Here is a 15,968-nt window from a genome sequence, read left to right on the forward strand (position 1 = left end):
GCCGATCCGGGGCGCGACGAAGCACAACCTCCAGGGCGTCGACGTGGACATCCCGCTCGGGGCTGAGTTAGTCAGCCCGTCCGGCGTTTGAGGACAAAAGGGGTCTGGAGGCGCAGCCCCCGGAATACGCTGCTCAAGCCCAGCGCTAGCGTCCCGCCTCCTTCGACACCAACGCCACCGCCTCGTCCACGTCGTCCGTGATGTGGAACAGCATCAGGTCCTTCTCCGATGCCTTGCCCTGGGCGATCAGTGTGTTCGTGAGCCAGTCGATCAGCCCGCCCCAGTACTCGCTCCCGAACAGAACGATCGGGAAGCGCGTCACCTTCTGCGTCTGGACCAGGGTCAGCGCCTCGAAGAGTTCGTCGAGCGTGCCGAGGCCGCCGGGCAGGACCACGAAGCCCTGTGCGTACTTCACGAACATCATCTTGCGGACGAAGAAGTAGCGGAAGTTCAGGCCGATGTCGACGTACTGGTTGAGCCCCTGCTCGAAGGGCAGCTCGATCCCCAGCCCCACCGAGACGCCCTTCGCCTCGCACGCCCCCTTGTTCGCCGCCTCCATCGCCCCCGGGCCACCGCCCGTGATCACCGCGAACCCGGCCTCCACCAGACCCCGGCCGAGGCGAACGCCCGCCTCGTACTCCGGTGAGTCCGCCTTCGTACGCGCCGAGCCGAACACACTGATCGCGGGCGGGAGTTCGGCAAGCGTGCCGAAGCCCTCGATGAACTCCGACTGGATGCGCAGCACCCGCCAGGGGTCCGTGTGGACCCAGTCGGAGGGACCGCCCGCGTCGAGGAGACGCTGGTCGGTGGTGCTCGCCTGGACCTGCCCGCGCCTGCGCAGCACCGGTCCGAGCCGCTGCTCCTCCGGTGGCTGCTTGCTGCCCTCGGGGTTGCCGGTAGCCATGGCCGCTCCCTTCCTCCGCTTGCTGTCGTTCCACCTCAGCGTAGATCTCCGCCGGTTACGGACGGGGGACGTAAGCATGTCCGCCATGAAGCGCCGCCCCGGCCCCCACCCCGTACCCCGCCCGTACCCCTGTCGGGTCAGGACGTCAGCCAGGCCCTGAGCCGTTCCTCGCCCGCCAGGATCTTTCCGGTTTCCACCCGTTCATCCCGCTTGTGCGCCAAGTGCGGGTTCCCGGGGCCGTAGTTGACGGCCGGGATGCCGAGCGCGCTGAAGCGCGACACGTCCGTCCAGCCGTACTTGGGCTGCGGGGTGCCGCCCACCGCCTCGATGAAGGCCGCCGCCGCAGGGTGCGAGAGACCCGGCAGGGCCGCGCCGCTGTGGTCGTCCACCACGAACTCGGTCACTCCGCAGTCCGCGAAGACCTCCCGTACGTGCGCCAGCGCCTCCTCCTCCGAACGGTCCGGCGCGTAGCGGAAGTTGACCGTCACCACGCACTCGTCGGGGATCACGTTGCCCGCCACCCCGCCCCCGATCCGGACCGCGTTCAGCCCCTCCCGGTACTCCAGGCCGTCGATCACCGGGTAACGCGGCTGGTACGAGGCCAGCTTGGCCAGGATCGGGGCCGCCGCGTGGATCGCGTTGGAGCCCATCCAGCTGCGCGCGGAGTGGGCGCGCTCACCCGACGTCTTCAGCAGCACCCTCAGCGTGCCCTGGCAGCCGCCCTCCACCTGGCCGTCGGACGGCTCAAGGAGCACCGCGAAGTCGCCCTCCAGCCACTCCGGATGGGCCTCGGCGACATGCCGGAGGCCGTTCAGCTCGGCCGCGACCTCTTCCTGGTCGTAGAAGACAAATGTCAGGTCCCTGTTCGGGGCCGGCACCGTGGCCGCGATCCGCAGCTGCACCGCGACCCCCGACTTCATGTCACAGGTCCCGCAGCCCCACAGGACCCCGTCCTCGTCCAGCCGCGACGGGACGTTGTCGGCGATCGGCACCGTGTCGATGTGGCCGGCCAGGATCACGCGTTCCGCGCGGCCCAGGTTCGTCCGCGCGACGACGTTGTTGCCGTACCGCTCGACCGTGAGGTGCGGGAGGCCGCGCAGGGCGGTCTCGATCGCGTCCGCGAGGGGCTTCTCGCTGCCGCTCTCCGAGGGGAAGTCGACGAGCCACGCGGTCAGGCGAGCGGCGTCCAACGTGAGGTCAAGCGGTGTATCGGCCATGCCGACGACCCTAACGCGCCGCCCGACCACGCCACCGCACAGGACGTACACATGCACCGGGCCGCCCTTTTACTCCCTTCCGACCACCCTCCTACCTCTCTCCGACCACCCTCCTCACCGAACACGGAAACCACGGACCCTACTCTCCAGTACCTTGGACGGATGCCGGAGCAGTCCCCCAACCGCAAGCGTCGTGGCCGCCTCCTCCGTCGCGGGGCGTCCTTCCTGGTCCTGCTCGCCGTCGCGGGCTATCTCGCGGTGCAGTACGTCGCCGGCGGGACCGGAGATCCGGCCTGCGAGGTCGTCTCGGCCGACGGCGGCGGAACCGCGTACGAGTTCACCCCCGAGCAGGCGGTCAACGCGGCGACGATCACCGCGGTCGGTACCGCGCGCGGGCTGCCCGAACGGGCCGTCGCCATCGCGCTGGCGACCGCCCTCCAGGAGTCGGGGCTGCGCAACATCACCCATGGCGACCGGGATTCACTGGGTCTGTTCCAGCAACGGCCCTCGCAGGGCTGGGGCACCGAGAAGGAGATCCTGGACCCGACCTACTCGGCGGGTGAGTTCTACGACCATCTCCTCAAGGTCTCCGGCTATGAGCGCCTCCCCCTCACCGTGGCCGCACAGCGCGTGCAGCGCAGCGGCTACCCGGAGGCGTACGCGAAGCACGAGCCGGACGCCACGCTGCTGGCGGCGGCCCTGACCGGGCATGCGGCGGCGACCCTGACCTGCGAGGGCCGCCCGGGCACCACCCCGACCGGCGGCCCGGACGCCGTACGGGCGGCGCTCGTACGGGACTTCGGCCGCGATGTGCTCACCGTGGCCGCCGCGGAGGTGGGCCGCAAGGCCGCCGCCACCCCCACGCCCTCCCCCACCCCCGACGCCACCGTGACGCTTCCGGTGCCCTCGGACACCGACACCGCCGCCGGGACGACGGCCCTGCAGCGCGGCTGGCAGCTGGCGCACTGGGCGGTGGCCAACGCCTCCGCGCTGCACATCGAGAACGTCACGTACGCGGGACGCCGCTGGACGGCCGGCAACACCGACAGCGAGTGGCGGCCGACGGGCACACGGGCGAGCACGGACGTGGTCCGGATCGTCACCGCGCAGTAGTACGGGCAGGAGTACGGCGAGTCCCTCGTACGGGTTACTCCTGCCAGGTCCCGGCGGGAGTCCGCCCGGGTTTTCGCCGAGTCACTCCCACATCCGCCCGCTGTCCGTCACAACCCTTGCGAACAAAGGGCTGTAACGCGCCGCAAGGATTCACCCGACTTTCGGACCGGGTGGCCTTTGCCCGTTTTTATCCGCAGGCGATAATGCGACGCATTGCCAACTCTTTACATTCGGGCGCCGCAACCTTCAGGGGCCTTCGAGCGGTAGTCACTGCGTCCGAGTCCGGACGATCAACAGTCAACCGACACTCAGGAGCAACATGTCCCTCCCCCTGACCCGCCGGATCGCCCGTGCAGCGCTGCTCGTCGCAGCGGGAGCGGCAGCCGGGGTCGGTGCGGCCGGTTCCGCCAGCGCGGCGCCCGCCGGGCTGCCGGCCACCCCGAGCCTCGGCGGTCTGACCGCCCTGGACACGGCGAACGTCGACGCGGTCACGAAGGCCGTGCCGACGACGGCCGGCGGTGACGTCCTCGGCGACACCGCGAAGACCGCGACGAAGGGCGGCCTGCCGACGGACGCGCTCCCGACGAAGGGTCTGCCGGGCGCCGGCCAGCTGCCCCTGCAGGGCCTGCCGCTGGGCTGACCCGAACGCGGTGACCAGGTGATGGCGGAGGGGCCCGGGGATCTTCCCCGGGCCCCTCCGTCGTACGACGTCCTGGACGGCTTACAGGCGGGCGACCGCCGCCGCCACCCGCTCGTCCGTCGCCGTCAGGGCCACACGGACGAACGTCTCGCCCGCCGTGCCGTAGAAGTCGCCCGGCGCGACCAGGATGCCCAGGTCGGCGAGGTGGGCGACGGTGTCCCAGCAGGACTCCTCGCGGGTGGCCCACAGGTAGAGGCTGGCCTCGCTGTGCTCGATGCGGAAGCCGTGGCGGACCAGGGCCTCGCGCAGGGCCGTACGCCGGGCCACGTACCGTTCACGCTGCTCGCGCACGTGGGTGTCGTCACCGAGGGCGGCCACGACCGCCGCCTGGGTGGGCGCCGAGGTCATCATGCCGCCGTGCTTGCGGATCTGGAGGAGCGGGCCCAGGACCTCCGGGTCACCGGCGAGGAACGCCGCCCGGTATCCGGCGAGGTTGGAGCGCTTGGAGAGGGAGTGGACGGACACGATCCCCTCGTACGAGCCGCCGCACACGTCCGGGTGCAGTACGGAGACCGGGTCGGCCTCCCAGCCCAGCTCGATGTAGCACTCGTCGGAGAAGATCAGCACGCCGTGCTCGCGGGCCCAGGCGACCGTCCGGGTCAGCTCCTCCTTGCTCAGCACCCGGCCCGTGGGGTTGGAGGGCGAGTTGAGCCAGAGGAGCTTGAGGTCGGTCGGGTCCAGGTCGGTCGGGTCGTCGTAGACGACATACTCCGCTCGGGCCAGGCGGGCGCCCACCTCGTACGTCGGGTACGCGAGGCGCGGGTACGCGACCTTGTCGCCGGGGCCCAGGCCCAGCTGGGTCGGGAGCCAGGCGACCAGTTCCTTGGAGCCGACGATCGGCAGGACGTGGCGGTGGGTGATGTCCCGGGCGCCGAGGCGCCGCTCGACCCAGCCGGTGAGCGCGTCACGCAGCTCGGGCGTGCCCCAGACGGTCGGATAGCCCGGCGAGTCGGCCGCCGCGACCAGCGCTTTCTGGATCAGCTCGGGAACCGGGTCGACCGGCGTGCCGACCGACAGGTCGACGATGCCGTCCGGGTGCGCGGCAGCCGTCGTCTTGTACGGCTCCAGCTTGTCCCAGGGGAAGGTGGGGAGGCGGTCGGAGACTGCGGAGGACACGGTTTCTGGCTCACTTTCGTACGTACGGCAAACGCCTCGGTCCCGTACGGCGATCACGGTCAAGGTGATCAGGGCGTACGGGACCGAGGCGGCGCGGGCTCTGCGGGCCGCCGTCAGCCGTTCTGCGGCGGCAGCGCGGCGATGAAGGAGTGATCGCGCTCGATCAGCCCCAGTTTGCTGGCGCCGCCGGGCGAGCCGAGTTCGTCGAAGAACTCGACGTTCGCCTTGTAGTAGTCCTTCCACTCCTCCGGAGTGTCGTCCTCGTAGAAGATCGCCTCGACCGGGCAAACCGGCTCACAGGCTCCGCAGTCGACGCATTCGTCCGGGTGGATGTACAAGGACCGGGAGCCCTCGTAGATGCAGTCGACCGGGCACTCCTCGATGCACGCCTTGTCCTTGACGTCGACACAAGGCTGCGCGATGACGTAGGTCACGCTGTCGTTCCTCCTCGATAGGGCGCTGGCGAGCCGTCTTCAGGCTCCGCCACCTGGCGCGCGGGAGCGCGGCGTCGTCGATGCCCGCATCTAGTATCTCCGTTCCCGGGCATGATCCATACAGGAGGGGTGAACTGACCTGTGGAAATCTCTGCCGCTGGCCGTCTCGAGGTCCGTATCACCGCTGCTGACGTGGGCAAACGTGTATCCGTTCGACGGCTGAACGAAGAAGCCCCCGAAAGGGAGAAGTTCACCGACACGGTGGGTGTTCTCACATCATGGGACGAAGAGGCCGGTGTGCTCCTGATCACACGGCGCGACGGCGAGCGCGTCCGGGTCGCGGCAGCGTCCCTGGTCGCGGGCAAGGTGGTCCCGGCGGCCCCCGCCCGCCGTCGCGGTCCCGCCGCCTCGTACAAGGAGCTGGCGCGGGTCTCCGCACGGTTCTGGCAGCCGGTGGAGAGCGAGCGGCTGGGTGAGTGGGAGCTGCGGGCGGCTTCCGGGTTCACGCGGCGGGCGAATTCCGTGCTGCCGCTCGGCGACCCGGGCGTGCCGCTCGACGAGGCGCTGACCGTCGTACGCCGCTGGTACGCCGAGCGCGGCCTGCCCGCGTACGTCCAGACAGCGACCGGCGCCGAGGGTACGCAGGAGCTGCTGTGCGCGGAGCTGGAGGAGCGCGGGTGGACGCGTGAGGTGACGGCCGAGCTGTGGGTCGGAGGGCTGGCGCCGGTCGCCGATCAGGGGGATCCGGCCCGGGTGGTGCTGTCCCGGGAGGCCGATGAGGCGTGGCTCTCGCGGTATCAGCGCAAGGGGGTGAGCGAGGTGGCGCTTGCGGTGCTCGGGAGCGGGCCGTCGGTGTGGTTCGCGACCGTGCCCGGGGGTGAGGGCGAGCCTCCCGCCGCCATCGGGCGGTGTGTCGTGGACGGGCGGTGGGCCGGGTTCGGGGCTGTCGAGGTGGACCCCGGCCGGCGGCGGCAGGGGCTGGCCACGGCTGTCATGGCCGCGTTGGCCGGGCGGGCGCTGGAGGAGGGGGCGTCGGCCGCCTGGCTCCAGGTGGAGGCGGACAACTCGGGGGCGCGGGCGCTGTACGCGAGGATGGGATTCGGAGCGCATCACTCCTACCATCACTATCGATCGGTGTGAGAGGGCACGGGCCTGGTATGCGTTTCCCTCATCCTCCGCCGTATCCTCCGGGACCCGAACGGTCCACCGAGCTGCGCAGGCTCTTCGCCGACGAGGCCCGGTCCGAGCGGCCCGATCTGACGACGCTGTGCCTGCTGATGGGCGCGGTCGCGGACCGGGCGCTGGACGAGGCCGGCGTCGACGCCGTCCAGATGGAACTCGACCGGCTGGCCGGGCAGTTGCCGTTCCGGCCGGGCGGGCCGCGCTCCTGGGCGACGGCGCTGCACGAGCTGTTGGGCGAGCGTCTCGGCTTCCGGGGCAGCCCGGCCGACTATCAGCGGCTGGAGTCCTCGCTGCTGCACGAAGTGCTGGTACGGCGGCGGGGGTTGCCGATTCTGCTGTCCGTGCTGTGGATGGAGGTCGCGCGGCGGGCGGGGGCGCCGGTGTACGGGGTGGCTCTGCCCGGGCACTTCGTCGTGGGGTTCGGGCCCGTCGACCAGCAGGTGCTGGCCGATCCCTTCGACGGGGGGCGGGTGTTGAGCGGGGGTGACGCGGAGTTGCTGGTGGCCGGGGCGACCGGGGAGGCGTTGGATCCTTCGATGCTGGTGCCGGCGGATCCGTTGGATGTGGTGTTGCGGGTGCTGAACAATGTGCGGGCGTGGGGGGCGGCGCGGCCGGAGCGGTCGGAAGTGTCTTTGTGGGCGGTGGAGTTGGCGCTGCTGTTGCCTTCTCATCCGGCTCGGTTGCGGTACGAGCGGGCTCAGTTGTTGGTGGGGCGGGGGGAGTTCCTGGTGGGGGCTGCTGAGTTGGAGGGGTACGCGGAGGTTGTTGCGGCGGTTGACCTGCCGGCGGCTGAGCGGATGCGGGGGCAGGCTCGGGCTGCCCGGGCCCGGTTGAACTGAGGTTGGGTTGTCGTTCGGCCGCGGGTGCGTTGTGGCTGGTCGCGCAGTTCCCCGCGCCCCTATCGGGTCGCCTCAGCTTCCAACGCAGGCCGCGGGCAACCCACCTAGGGGCGCGGGGAACTGCGCGACAAGCCCCCACCGGGCCCGCAGCGGTCCTCGAAGCTCAGCCACCCCCTACAGCCAGCCCTTCTCCCTCGCGATCCGTACCGCCTCCGCCCGATTCCGGGCCGTCAGTTTCTGGATGGCCGTGGAGAGGTAGTTGCGGACCGTCCCCTGGGACAGATGCAGAGTCGCCGCCAGCTCGGCGTTCGTCGCGCCGTTCGCTGCCGCGCGCAGCACCTCGCGTTCGCGGTCCGTCAGCGGATTGGCGCCGTCCGCCAGGGCCGCTGCCGCCAAGGTGGGGTCGATGACGCGCTCCCCCACCAGCACCTTGCGTACCGCTTCCGCGAGTTGGGCGGCCGGGGCGTCCTTGACCAGGAAGGCGTCGGCGCCGGATTCCATGGCGGCGCGGAGGTAACCGGGGCGGCCGAAGGTCGTGAGGATGACCAGCTTCAGGGCCGGGAACTCCCTGTGGAGCAGGGCCGCCGCCTCGATGCCCGTGGCGCCCGGCATCTCGATGTCCAGGAGGGCCACGTCCAGGTCGGCGTGGGTGCGGGCGGCCTCCAACACCTCGTCGCCGCGTGCCACTTGGGCGACGACCTCGATGTCGGGCTCCAGGCCGAGCAGCGCGGCCAGCGCCTCACGGACCATCGACTGGTCCTCCGCCAACAGGACCTTGATCATGCGGCTCATGGACCGGATCCTACGTCCGAGGAAGGGGGCGACGGGTTCGCCGGCACCCTTGCGACCAGGCGGAAGCCCTGTCTCGTACGGCCCGCCTCCAGGGAGCCGCCCGTCTTCTCCAGGCGCTCCGTCAAGCCGGTGAGGCCGTTGCCGGGAGTTCCCCCCGAGCCCTCGCCCGTGCCGTCGTCCTCGACCGACAGTTCGAGGACCGGGCCCTCCAGGGTCTGCCTGCTCAGCACCTCCACCGTGCAGCGCCGGGCCCCGCTGTGCCGTACGACGTTCGTCACCGCCTCGCGCAGCGCCCAGGCGAGGGCGGACTCCGCCTCCTCGGCGATGTCGGTCGGCGTGGCGGTCGTCGGCAGGTCCGCCGTGATGCCCGCCGCCGTCAACGCGACCTTCGCGCCCGCCAGTTCACCGGCAAGCCGGGGACGCCGGTAGCCGCTCACCGCCTCGCGTACGTCCACCAGGGCCTGGCGGCTCACCTGCTCGATGTCGGCCACCTGGAGGGCCGCCTTCTCGGGGTGGGCGGGGAGCATCCGGCCCGCCAGCTCGCTCTTGAGAGTGATCAACGACAACGAATGCCCGAGCAGATCATGCAGATCCCTCGCCAGGCGCAGCCGTTCCTCGTTCGCCGCCAGCTGGGCAACCGTGGCCCGGGCCTCACGCAACTCGATCGTCGTACGCACGAGTTGTCGTACGCCTGCCATGGCGGCGCCGCCGAGCAGGGCCGGGACGAGGAGTCCGGCCAGATAGGAGTGGCCGCCGGGCACCGCCAGCGCGACCGTCGTCATCAGGGCCGACGTGGCCACGATCGCCCAGCGGGCCATGCGCGTCGGCAGGGCGGCGCCGGACGCGGTGGACACGTACACGAACAGGACGAGCCACTCGCGGCCCAGGGTGAGCGCCAGGACGGTCGACTGGGCCGCGAGGACCGCCAGGGAGCCCGCCACCAGGCGGGTCGTCTCACCGCGGCCCGTGCGGAAGACCAGGGCCCAGTACCAGGCGACGAAAGCCACCAGGCCCAGCCAGCCGAGGAACCGTACGCCCGTGCTGTGGCCGCCGTGCAGGAGGTCGCTGACCGGTGCGCTCAGGTAGACGAGCCAGATGCCGATCCACAGGGACTTCACCGCCCGCTGTCTGCGGGTGGTCGGGCGCTGCCCGATGCCGACGCTGCTCACGCCTTCAGCGTGTCCTTCCGGTACAGCCAGGCCGCGCCGCCCGCGAAGAGGACGAACGAGACGGCCAGGATCGCCACGTCCTTCGCCTGCGGGGCGTTGCCCAGCTCTATGGACTGTCCGAGCGCAGCGTACGCGTGCGTGGGCAGCCACTTCGCGATGTCCTGCAGCCAGTCGGGGAAGCTCGTCGTCGGCATCCAGAGGCCGCCGAGCATGGACAGGCCGAAGTAGACGATCATCGTGATCGGACGGACCGCGTCCCCGCTCGCCAGATAGCCGAGGGCGACTCCCAGGGCCGCGAAGACCAGGCTGCCCGCCCAGATCGTCCCGGTGAGCGCCAGCCACTGCCAGGCGTCCAGGTGGACGTCCTTCACCGCCGCCGCGACGACGAAGACGATCACGATCGACGGGAGGCTGATCACGGCCGCGCTCGCCGTCTTGGCGAGGACATAGCCGCGGCCGGGGAGGGTGGTCAGGCGCAGCTGCCTCACCCAGCCGCTCTCCCGTTCCTTGGCGATGCGCTCGCTGTTGCCCATCAGGACGGCCGTCAGGGCGCCGAAGGAGGCCATGGCGACCATGTAGAAGGTCGGGAGGGTCAGTTCCGTGCCGGTCACTTTTGTGGTGCTGTCCGCGCTGCCCGCGATCAGGAGGAACAGCGCCGACGGGTAGATCACCGAGAAGAAGAGGAACTTGCGGTTGCGCAGGGCCCGGGTGATTTCGAGGCGGATCAGGTCGTTCATGAGGTGTGTGCCTCCTCGGCTGCGGCGGTGAGGGTGACGAACGCCTGCTCAAGGCCCAGGCCGGCCACTTCGAGGTTGCGGGGGTAGAGACCGAGGCCGTACAGGGCGTGGACGGTCGCGTCGGCGTCGGCGGACTGGATGCGGACTGTCTGGCCGGAGATGTCGATCGATGTCAGGAAGGGCAGGGTTCGCAGTACCGCCTCTTCCGCCACGGCCTCCAGGTCGAAGGAGATCCGGCGCGCTCCTGCCTTCGCCTTGATCTCGGCGGCCGTGCCGTCGGCCAGGAGGCGGCCCCGGTGCAGGACGAGGACGCGGTCGGCTATCGCGTCCGCCTCCTCCAGGTAATGGGTGGCGAACAGGACCGTACGGCCCTGGTCCGCCTGCTCGCGCATGGTCGCCCAGAAGGACTGGCGGGCGGTGACGTCCATGCCGGTCGTGGGCTCGTCCAGGACGATCAGGGCGCTGTCCCCGGCCGTGGCGAGCGCGAACCGGACGCGCTGTTCCTGGCCGCCGGAGAGCTTGTTGACCTTGCGGTCGGCGAACTGGGTGATCCCGGCCCGGGAGAGGACCTCGCCGACCGGGAAGGGGCGGGGGTGCAGGGCGCAGGCGAGGGTCACCAGTTCACGGACGGTGACCTCGTCCATCAGGCCGCCGCTCTGGAGCATGGCACCGACGTGTCCGCCGACGATGGCGTCCCGGGGGCTGTGGCCGAGGACGCGGACCGTGCCGCTGTCGGGCTGCTTGAGGCCGAGGAGCAGATCGAGGGTGGTGGACTTGCCGGCGCCGTTGGGGCCCAGCAGGGCCACGGTCTCGCCGGGCCGGAGGGTGAGCGCGAGCCCGTCGACGGCCCGTACCTCGCCGTAGCTCTTGGTGACCTGGTCGAACGCGACCACCGGGGTGGTTTCCATGGGGTCCATGGCATCCATCGTGGCCGCGGGGCCGGTCCGCCCGGCAGTGCCGACGATCCTGACTCCCGGATGACAGATGTCATGGATGGTCCTGGGTGTACGGCAAGGGGGGCACCCGGTGTCCGGGTGCCCCCCTTGCCGTACGCGCCCTTTTAGGGGCGCGAGGAACTGCGCGACCAGCCCCCACCAAGCCGCGGCCGAAGAACCGCCCAACCCGCGGAGCGCTCAGCTCGGGTTGGTCTCGATCACGCCGACGCGGTCCGCCTCCGTCTTGCCGAGCAGGGCCTTGCGCATGGCGCCGACGACGTCCTCGGGTGTCACGGCGGTCTTGTTGCCGTTGCCCCGGGTGATCAGCACGCCGTCCCAGGCGCCGCCGTACAGCTCCTTCAGCACGGCCCTGTCGTAGTACTCGACCAGCTTGCCGCCGACCGGCTTGACGGAGAGGACCTTCCACAGGGAGTTCTGGGGGCTGAACTTGACCTCCACCCCGCCCGCCTCGACCCTGACGATGCCCGACATCGCCGGCTCGGCGAACGCCTTCATCATCCGGTCGACCTCGGCGTTCGAGATCGTCGGCTGCTGTGCCTTGGTGGGGACCTGGACCGGCGTGCTCGTACCGCTCCCCACCTGGCTGCGGTAGGCGTCCTCGACGGACTCGGCCGCCGCGGCGGCGTCGATGCCCTTGCCGGCCTTGCCGTAGACGGCGACGGCCTTGCCGGACTCGAACTTGATCGTGCCGTCGCTCGCCGAGGCGGCACCGCCGGCCACCCGCTGGAGCGCGGCGGTCAGTTTCTCCTCGTCGACCGGCATGACGGGTTCGACGACCCGCTGCTGGCCGAAGAGCGAGCCGATCACCGACACCGGGTTGTAGTCGCTGACGGCCGCCGCCCGGACCGTGGCCTGGGTGTCGAACTGGAGGCCCGCCTGGTCGGGCTTCAGCTCGACCGTCCCGCCGTCGACGGACAGCTTCAGCGCCTGGGTCATCCGGTCGTCGAAGGCGTCGTCGAGCTTCTTGACGGCGTCGTCGCGGGTGCCGCCGCCGATGTCGACGCCGAACACGGTGGTGCCCTTGGGCACGTCGGAGTGGTTCATCAGCAGCCCGGCGCCGTATGCGCCACCGGCGACGAGGAAGACGGCGACGAACAGCAGCGTCAGCTTGCTGCGGCCCTTCTTCTTCGCCTTCTTGCCCTTGGGCGCGGCAGCGGCGGGCGTGCTCGGCGACACCGGCTCAGGCAGCTTCGGCGGGGTGTGCGGCAGCGGTCCGTCGGTGTGCGTGCCCGGCCCGAACGGGGAGTTCCGGTCGGCCGGGACGACGGGCATGCCGCTGGTGAGGGTGGAGCTGGAGACGTTGTCCACGGAGCCGCCGTAGCCGCCGTAGCCGTCGGCGCCCGGTTCGGGGGCCTGCTTCTGCGGGGTGAGGATCGCGGTGTCGTCGCTGAGCCCGCCGCCGGGGCGGCCTGTGCCGGAGACACCGGGGGCGCCGGACATGGCGTCGGCGACGGGCGGGACGACCGGGCCGTCTCCGGTGACGGGACCGCCGGTCGGGCCCGCGGGGCCTCGTCCGCCCGGGCCGCCGGGACCACCGGGACCGAAGCCGTTCTGCCCGTTCGGACCGTTGGGACCGCCGAAGTCGGCCTGGGCGGCACCGAAGTCGCCGAAGTCGTTGGGCGCCGTGAAGTCGTTCTGGGCGGCGAAGTCGTGCTGCGGGCCGAAGCCGCCGGCCTGGCCGTTGGGTCCGGGACCGCCCTGAGGGCCACGCCCGTTGCCGCCGCCCTGCCCGTTCTGACCGCCTTGCCCGCCCTGCCCGTTCTCCGCGAAGTACGGCAGATCGTCACGGCGCGGCTCGCCACGGCCGTCGGCAGCCCGCGGACCGGTCCCAGGGCCGCCGGCCGACGGGTAGGGGGACGTGCTCAGTGGGCCCGCCCCGGCCGCCAGCGCGGACACGTCGAAGGAACCGGTGCCGCCACCGTGCCCCGGCGCCACGGGACCGGCGCCGGTCGCACCGGGGAGCCCGGCACCCTTCGTACCGCCACCGGCGGCGCGTGGACCGCCCGCGTTGCCCGCGGCGCCCATGACACCCAGACCGGGGCGCGAAGACCCCGTGGAACCGCCGCCGTTGGGGCCGCCGGGGCGGGAAGCGCCCGCCGGGCCTGTGCCGTTGGGACCACCGGGACGGACACCACCGGGCGCGGGAGCCGAACCGCCGGGCAGACCGGCGCCGTTGCTCGCGCCGCCGCCCGGACCGCCCTTGGGCGCACCGGACTTGCGCGGCGCGAACCAGTCGCTGGTCTTCTCCCCGGGCTGGGCCGGGGCGTCGGCGGACGGCGCGGCAGCGCCCGGCGTTCTGCCGTCGCCCGCGCCGCCCGTCCTGGGCAGCGCATGGGACCCGGTCTCCTCGGAGGGCGAGTACGACGGAGACGACGGGGACTCAGTGTCCGCGACGGGCGTCCGGACGACGACCGGCGGAATCGGCCGGGATCCGGGGATGTTGATCCGGATCCGGGTCGTCAGCGTGGTCTCGGTCTTGGGCCCGTCGGGCTCTGCGGCCGAACGGCCCGCGTCCGGACCGCCGTCGGACGCCATGGGCGTTCCGTACGGCGGTGTCCCCGAGGGGTAGGCGGCACCCCCGCGCCCGTTGGGCCCGGAGGACGGACTGTCAGTTTCACGACTCAAGGCAGGTTCTCCCGGTTGGCTCCGCCGCCCGACGCGACCTCACGCGGGCAGCTCGGCGGCGCGCACCACCATACTGGCCACTTCTGACGCGTATCCCACGACCGCCGAGGAAACCATCACGGGACCCCCACGCGATTGCGGCGGCGAAGTAGTACGTCACTTGCCAAGTCGGACGGCGGAACCGTCCGATTGCCGCGTCTGGGCGAGGGTGGCGCACATCACAGCGACAGCCATCCCGCCGAGGAGGAAGAGGTACGAGCCGACTCCCGCGGCGAACAGGAAGTCCCCCTCCGGACGGCTGGCGGTGAGCAGGATGACGGAGACCATCCACCCGGCCGCCGGTGCGACCGCCCCGGCGCGACTCCCGACGGCACGCGCCCCACCGAGGAACAGTCCGGCCGCTCCGCCCAGCGCGAGCAGCAGCCCGCCCGGGAACCAGGCGGCCTGCACGAGCCCGCCCGCGACCCCTACCACGGCCCCGAGAACGAAGAGCCCCAGAAAGGCCGCCGAACGCCCGAGAGAGGGCCCGACGAGCGGCTGCGCCAGCAGACTGCCACCGCCTCCCGCAGCACCCGCCCCCGCCCCGGTCGCCGCCTTCCCACGGGCTCCGCCCGCGGGCGCCTTCCCATTCGCACTCATCGCGCACCACCCTCCGCAGCCACTGCGATCCCGTCGAACAGATCGGTCTCACGTACAGAAGTACGCTCACCACCCCCACCGCGCTCACCGCGCACCAACTCGTAGTACTCATCGGTGAAGAGCGGCTGTGCCTGCTGGTTGGAGAGGACGAACCAGGGCTCGGCCACCTCGATCTGGGTGGCATGGGCACGCATGGCGGCAGCCTTGGCGGCGGCGTACGCGGTGCCGTCGACGACCGTTGTGATGCGTTCCTCGTCCACGACCCCCGGTACGTCGTCGACGTCACCGGCCTTGGAGAACGACAACCCGGGCAGCGCCTCCCGAAGACGCGCGAAGCCCTCCTCGGCGACCGGCCGGGGCACGCGGTTCCAGTAGACCTTGGGGACACTCCAGCCGGCCTCGGCGGCCAGCTCGACGGCACGCGTGGCGACCCGGTGGGCCTGGATGTGATCAGGGTGCCCGTAGCCACCGTCCGGGTCGTACGTCACCACGACCTGGGGCCGGACTTCGAGGATCACCTCGACGAGGTACCCGGCGGCCTCGTCGACGTCCGCCTGCCAGAAGCAGCCGGGGTCGTCGTTGTCGGCGAGCCCCATCATCCCGGAGTCACCGAAGCGGCCGGGCCCGCCGAGCAGCCGGTGGTCGGAGACGCCGAGGGCGCGCATCGCCGCGTCCAGCTCCCCCAGCCGGTGCGCACCGAGGGCGGCACCGCCGAGATGGGCCAGCTCGGGCGGAATGACCTCGCCACGCTCGCCGAGGGTGCAGGTGACCAGCGTCACCAGGGCGCCCTCGGCCGCGTACCTGGCCATGGTCGCGCCGTTATTGATCGACTCGTCGTCCGGGTGCGCGTGCACCAGAAGCAGACGCCGGGCGGGTGGTTCCGTCATGGGCCCACCCTACGAGGCTCGGGGGATCGACCTGCGGCGCCCTCCTAGGAGTCCTCGTCCCGGTAGCGCGGCAGGCCGGTCGTCGGGATCGTCCAGTCGGCGATGGTGACGTCCTCGCCGTAGACGAAGTCCTTGCGGGTGGCGTAGCGGGGGCCGCCGGGGGTGGGGTGGATGTCGGTGAGGACGGCGCCGGTGCCGGTGCGGGGGTCGAAGATCGCGTAGACCGGGATGCCGGTCAGGGGGTAGTCGCGCATCTTGGTGACCCAGTCGTTGGCCGGGTTCGAGCTGGATACGACCTCGATCGCGGCGATGAGGGTACGGGGGTCGAAGGACCCCTCTCCCTCCATGTCCGTCTCGGCGATCAGCATCACGTCGGGGTGGCGCATGACGCTCTCGGATTCGTCCTCCACGTCCGGGGTCCCGGTGTGGGCCACGAGCGCTTCCGGCATGACCTGCTCAAGGCGTCTCCGGAGACGCGCCGCAGTCAGTTCGTGGAGACCGTTGGGCCGCGGCAGGTCGTGGACGATCCTTTCCTTGGTGATCTCGAACTTGCCCGGGAGGGTGTCGTCCATCACCTGAACGAAGTCCCGCATGGCCCGGTACCGGTGGAAAACGCTTCGCTGTGAGCCGTCCGGGGCTGTGGTCATCGCGGACTCCT

General features: G+C 71.4%; 16 protein-coding genes. 4 read left to right on the top strand and 12 right to left on the bottom strand.

The window, feature by feature from the left end; all coding sequences use genetic code 11:
- Window positions 1-145: 145 nt before the first annotated feature.
- Window positions 146-904 carry an LOG family protein gene (locus ACWDR4_RS10820; RefSeq protein ID WP_450406659.1) on the bottom strand — a complete coding sequence of 253 codons (759 nt, stop codon included), beginning with the start codon at window positions 902-904 and terminating at the stop codon, window positions 146-148.
- A 137-nt stretch (window positions 905-1,041) separates the two neighbouring features.
- The gene (gene dapE / locus ACWDR4_RS10825) at window positions 1,042-2,121 is read right to left on the bottom strand and encodes a succinyl-diaminopimelate desuccinylase (RefSeq protein WP_450406661.1); all 1,080 of its coding nucleotides are present in this window, start codon (window positions 2,119-2,121) and stop codon (window positions 1,042-1,044) included.
- Window positions 2,122-2,283: 162 nt separating this feature from the next.
- On the opposite strand from dapE, the gene ACWDR4_RS10830 reads away from it, so the two are divergent.
- Entirely contained in the window at window positions 2,284-3,234 is a 951-nt protein-coding gene (locus ACWDR4_RS10830; protein ID WP_450406664.1) for a heavy metal transporter, read from the top strand.
- Window positions 3,235-3,553: 319 nt separating this feature from the next.
- Window positions 3,554-3,874 (top strand): ATP-binding protein, encoded by a 321-nt coding sequence (locus ACWDR4_RS10835; protein WP_450406666.1) that lies wholly within the window; start codon window positions 3,554-3,556, stop codon window positions 3,872-3,874.
- 81 nt (window positions 3,875-3,955) lie between these two features.
- Here the strand turns inward: ACWDR4_RS10835 and ACWDR4_RS10840 are convergent, their stop codons facing one another.
- Together ACWDR4_RS10840 and fdxA are read right to left on the bottom strand one after the other, a co-directional pair.
- A complete protein-coding gene (locus tag ACWDR4_RS10840) occupies window positions 3,956-5,050 on the bottom strand; it encodes a bifunctional succinyldiaminopimelate transaminase/glutamate-prephenate aminotransferase (RefSeq protein ID WP_450406669.1) in 1,095 nt (364 codons plus the stop codon).
- Window positions 5,051-5,163: 113 nt separating this feature from the next.
- A complete protein-coding gene (gene fdxA / locus ACWDR4_RS10845) occupies window positions 5,164-5,484 on the bottom strand; it encodes a ferredoxin (protein ID WP_369034909.1) in 321 nt (106 codons plus the stop codon).
- A gap of 141 nt (window positions 5,485-5,625) precedes the next feature.
- Between fdxA and ACWDR4_RS10850 the strand changes: the two genes are divergently transcribed.
- On the top strand, window positions 5,626-6,624 hold the full coding sequence (locus ACWDR4_RS10850; protein WP_450406672.1) for a GNAT family N-acetyltransferase: 999 nt from the start codon (window positions 5,626-5,628) through the stop codon (window positions 6,622-6,624).
- Window positions 6,625-6,641: 17 nt separating this feature from the next.
- Window positions 6,642-7,505, top strand: coding sequence for a transglutaminase-like domain-containing protein (locus ACWDR4_RS10855; protein WP_450406675.1), 864 nt, complete (start codon window positions 6,642-6,644; stop codon window positions 7,503-7,505).
- Window positions 7,506-7,679: 174 nt separating this feature from the next.
- Here ACWDR4_RS10855 and ACWDR4_RS10860 read toward each other — a convergent pair whose 3' ends face one another.
- The 8 genes from ACWDR4_RS10860 to ACWDR4_RS10895 form a co-directional block, all read right to left on the bottom strand.
- Window positions 7,680-8,297, bottom strand: coding sequence for a response regulator transcription factor (locus ACWDR4_RS10860; RefSeq protein ID WP_450406678.1), 618 nt, complete (start codon window positions 8,295-8,297; stop codon window positions 7,680-7,682).
- Entirely contained in the window at window positions 8,294-9,466 is a 1,173-nt protein-coding gene (locus ACWDR4_RS10865; protein WP_450406679.1) for a sensor histidine kinase, read from the bottom strand. The genes ACWDR4_RS10860 and ACWDR4_RS10865 overlap by 4 nt, the downstream gene beginning before the upstream one ends.
- Window positions 9,463-10,203, bottom strand: a complete 741-nt coding sequence (locus ACWDR4_RS10870; protein ID WP_450406681.1) for an ABC transporter permease — start codon at window positions 10,201-10,203, stop codon at window positions 9,463-9,465. Before ACWDR4_RS10870 ends, ACWDR4_RS10865 begins: the two co-directional genes overlap by 4 nt.
- Complete coding sequence (locus ACWDR4_RS10875) at window positions 10,200-11,120, bottom strand: ABC transporter ATP-binding protein (RefSeq protein ID WP_450406684.1); 921 nt, start codon at window positions 11,118-11,120, stop codon at window positions 10,200-10,202. The genes ACWDR4_RS10870 and ACWDR4_RS10875 overlap by 4 nt, the downstream gene beginning before the upstream one ends.
- Before the next feature lie 216 nt (window positions 11,121-11,336).
- Window positions 11,337-13,784, bottom strand: coding sequence for a hypothetical protein (locus ACWDR4_RS10880; protein WP_450406686.1), 2,448 nt, complete (start codon window positions 13,782-13,784; stop codon window positions 11,337-11,339).
- Between the two features lie 156 nt (window positions 13,785-13,940).
- Window positions 13,941-14,423, bottom strand: coding sequence for a DUF6113 family protein (locus ACWDR4_RS10885; protein ID WP_450406689.1), 483 nt, complete (start codon window positions 14,421-14,423; stop codon window positions 13,941-13,943).
- Entirely contained in the window at window positions 14,420-15,310 is an 891-nt protein-coding gene (gene mshB, locus ACWDR4_RS10890) for an N-acetyl-1-D-myo-inositol-2-amino-2-deoxy-alpha-D-glucopyranoside deacetylase (protein WP_450406691.1), read from the bottom strand. The genes ACWDR4_RS10885 and mshB overlap by 4 nt, the downstream gene beginning before the upstream one ends.
- A gap of 44 nt (window positions 15,311-15,354) precedes the next feature.
- Window positions 15,355-15,957: a Uma2 family endonuclease gene (locus ACWDR4_RS10895; RefSeq protein WP_450406693.1), complete on the bottom strand. Its 603-nt coding sequence runs from the start codon at window positions 15,955-15,957 to the stop codon at window positions 15,355-15,357.
- Window positions 15,958-15,968 lie beyond the last annotated feature (11 nt).

The organism is Streptomyces sp. NPDC000878, assembly GCF_053599695.1.